This window comes from Cellulomonas sp. P5_C6 (assembly GCF_054049635.1).
Genome location: NZ_JBFULZ010000305.1, coordinates 1 through 2,886 on the forward strand (window position 1 = coordinate 1; position 2,886 = coordinate 2,886).

Below are 2,886 nucleotides of genomic sequence, written 5' to 3' on the forward strand. Positions count from 1 at the left end.
TGCGACGGCTCGGTGGCGTCCCACTTCATGGCGTTCTCCGGCACGACGAGCGTGAACTCGCTGTCCGCGATCGTCTTGTAGGCCGGCTCCGAGAGCCTGCTCGGGTCGAGCGCGAAGCCGATGTCCTTGCCGGCCGCGGTGGCCAGGTCCTTGAGGGTCGAGGCCGCCTGGGCCGGGATCGCGAGCGCTGCGCCGACCGCGAGGGTCGCCACGACGGCGACCGCGGCCGTGCGGAGCGCAGAGCGGCGGGGTGGATGGACGACAGGCATGGGGTTTCCTCCTCGTTGAGCCGGTGCCGGATCGCAGAGTGGTCGCCGCCGGGCCGGTGCCGCGAGGTGCCGAAGCGTTTCAGCAGCGCGCGGGCGGCTCTTTCGATACCGCGGCGGAACAGCGGCACCGCACAGGGCGTTGAGATCGATACGTTTGCATGGACCGAAGGGGTGCACCGATGGACGACGCAGCACGGGAGCTGCCCGGCACGCGCGAGGCGGCGGAGGCGTGGGAGTCGCTGTTCCGCGCCCAGGTCGCGCTCATGCGGCGGTTCCAGCGCGACGACGTCTGGGGCGAGCTGACCATCCGCGAGTACGACGTCCTGTTCACGCTGTCGGGCTGCGCGGACGGCACGGCGCGGCTCAAGGAGCTGGGGGAGGTCAGCCTGCTGACCCAGCCCAGCCTGTCGCGGATGGTGGAGCGTCTCGAGCTCGCCGGCCTGGTGCGGCGGGGGCCGGTCGAGGGCGACGCGCGGGGCGTGGCCGTCAGCCTGACCGCCGAGGGGGCTCGGGTGCAGCGGGAGATCGGCCGACGGCACGTGCGTACGATCCGCCGGCTGGTGGGCGGCGCGCTGGACGCCGAGGAGCTGGCGACGTTGCGGTCGCTCACCGACAAGCTGCGGGCCGCGCAGGCGCGGATCCCCGACCCGGCCTAGGGCGTCAGCCCCGCAGCACGCGCAGCTCGGCCGCGACGGCCGCCGGGGCGGGACGCGCGTCGGGCTCCGGGGACGTCATGGCCCGCAGCAGGCGGGACCAGTCCCGGCCGAAGTCCTCGGGGATCTGGACCGGGTCGAGCAGCCGGGCCAGCGCGCTGGTCAGGGGGTCGCCGGGGTAGGCGCGGGTGCCGGTGAGGCACTCCAGGAGCACCAGGCCCAGGGAGTAGACGTCGCTGGCCGGACCCGCCGGGGTGCCCAGGGCCTGCTCCGGGCTCTGGTAGCCGGCGGTGCCGGACGTGCCGGCCGGCGTCGGTGAGGTGCCGGCCGTGGTCACCGCGATGCCGAAGTCGGCCAGCACCACCGGGAGCCACGGCGCGTCGCGGTGGCCGCTCTCGGCGCGGTCGGTGGCGACGAGGACGTTGGAGGGCTTCACGTCGCGGTGCACCACGCCCGCCGCGTGCGCGTGGCCGAGGGCCAGGGCGAGCTGGCGCCCGACGTCCGCCGCGAGCGCCGGGGCGAGGGGCCCGTCGGCGATGGTGTCGCGCAGCGTGCGCCCGTCGACCAGCTCCATCACGAGGAACGCGACGGGTCCGACGTCCGGCAGCACGTCGGCGCCCACGTCCAGCAGGGCGACCAGGCTGGGGTGGGCGAGCGCGGACAGCACCCGCGCCTCGTGCGCGTAGCGGCGGATCTCCTGCGGCGAGGCGGCGCCGAGGGTGAAGACCTTGAGCGCGACGGCGCGGTGCAGCCGGTCGTCGGTCGCCCGGAACACCTCGCCGGAGCCCCCTCGCCCGAGCTGCTGCTCCAGGCGGTAGCGCCGCCCGAGCGTCGGGCTCGCCGTCGGGCGGGACTCGGTCAGCGGCACAGGGTTCCAGTCTCTCGAGGGCGTCTCCGTCGGGGGCGTCGCACGGGTCGGACTGCTCCGACGGTAGAAGGACGCCGGCCGCACCGCACGCCGGCGACCGCAGCATGCACCGAATGGGTGAGTCACGACAGTTGGGCGTTTGCGGCCGGATGCAAGCCACTTGCAGCCGCGCGACTGTAGAGTGACGAGCATGTCACGGCGACTCGCAGAGGTGGCACGCAAGGTCGGCGTCTCGGAAGCGACCGTCAGCCGCGTGCTCAACGGAAAGCCCGGCGTCTCGGAGTCGACGCGGGAGGCCGTGCTCACGGCGCTCGACGTGCTCGGCTACGAGCGCCCGACCAAGCTGCGCGGCGAGCGCGCCCGGCTGGTCGGGCTCGTCCTGCCCGAGCTGCAGAACCCGATCTTCCCGGCGTTCGCGGAGGTGGTCGGCGGTGCCCTCGCGCAGCAGGGCTTCACACCCGTCCTGTGCACGCAGACCGCCGGCGGGGTGTCCGAGGCGGACTATGTCGAGCTGCTCCTCGGGCAGCAGGTCTCGGGGATCGTCTTCGCCGGTGGGCACTACGCGCAGCGCGACGCCACGCACGGCCACTACGAGCGGCTGACGGGCCGCAACCTGCCCGTCGTCCTCATCAACGCCTCCATCGAGGAGCTCCCGTTCCCGCGGGTGTCCTGCGACGACGAGGTGGCGATCGAGCAGGCGGTGGGCCACCTCGCCTCGCTGGGCCACACGAAGATCGGCCTGGTCCTGGGCCCGATCGACCACGTGCCCTCCGAGCGCAAGCTCCGTGCCGCGCAGGCGATCACCCAGCGGCTCGGCCTCGAGCTCGGCGCCAACCAGGTGGTCCGCAGCGCCTACTCGCTGGAGAGCGGCCAGGCGGCCGGCAACCGGCTGCTTCGCGAGGGTGTGACCGGCATCGTCTGCGCGAGCGACCCGCTCGCGCTCGGCGTGATCCGGGCCGCACGGCGCGCGGGCTTGCGGGTGCCCGACGACATCTCCGTCGTGGGGTACGACGACTCCGCGTTCATGAGCTGCACCGAGCCGCCGCTGACCACCGTGCGCCAGCCCATCGAGCCGATGGGCCGCGCGGCGATCGAC

General features: G+C 74.0%; 4 protein-coding genes. 2 read left to right on the forward strand and 2 right to left on the reverse strand.

Features of this window, described 5'->3' with window-relative positions:
- Positions 1-269: endo-1,4-beta-xylanase (locus tag ACXJKG_RS20485; RefSeq protein ID WP_456847562.1), on the reverse strand; the 269-nt coding region annotated here is incomplete at its 3' end.
- A 179-nt stretch (positions 270-448) separates the two neighbouring features.
- Between ACXJKG_RS20485 and ACXJKG_RS20490 the strand changes: the two genes are divergently transcribed.
- Positions 449-925, forward strand: coding sequence for a MarR family winged helix-turn-helix transcriptional regulator (locus ACXJKG_RS20490; RefSeq protein WP_456847563.1), 477 nt, complete (start codon positions 449-451; stop codon positions 923-925).
- A gap of 4 nt (positions 926-929) precedes the next feature.
- Here ACXJKG_RS20490 and ACXJKG_RS20495 read toward each other — a convergent pair whose 3' ends face one another.
- Positions 930-1,790, reverse strand: coding sequence for a serine/threonine-protein kinase (locus tag ACXJKG_RS20495; protein ID WP_456847564.1), 861 nt, complete (start codon positions 1,788-1,790; stop codon positions 930-932).
- A gap of 190 nt (positions 1,791-1,980) precedes the next feature.
- Between ACXJKG_RS20495 and ACXJKG_RS20500 the strand changes: the two genes are divergently transcribed.
- The coding region (locus tag ACXJKG_RS20500) for a LacI family DNA-binding transcriptional regulator (RefSeq protein WP_456847565.1) at positions 1,981-2,886 on the forward strand (906 nt) is incomplete at its 3' end.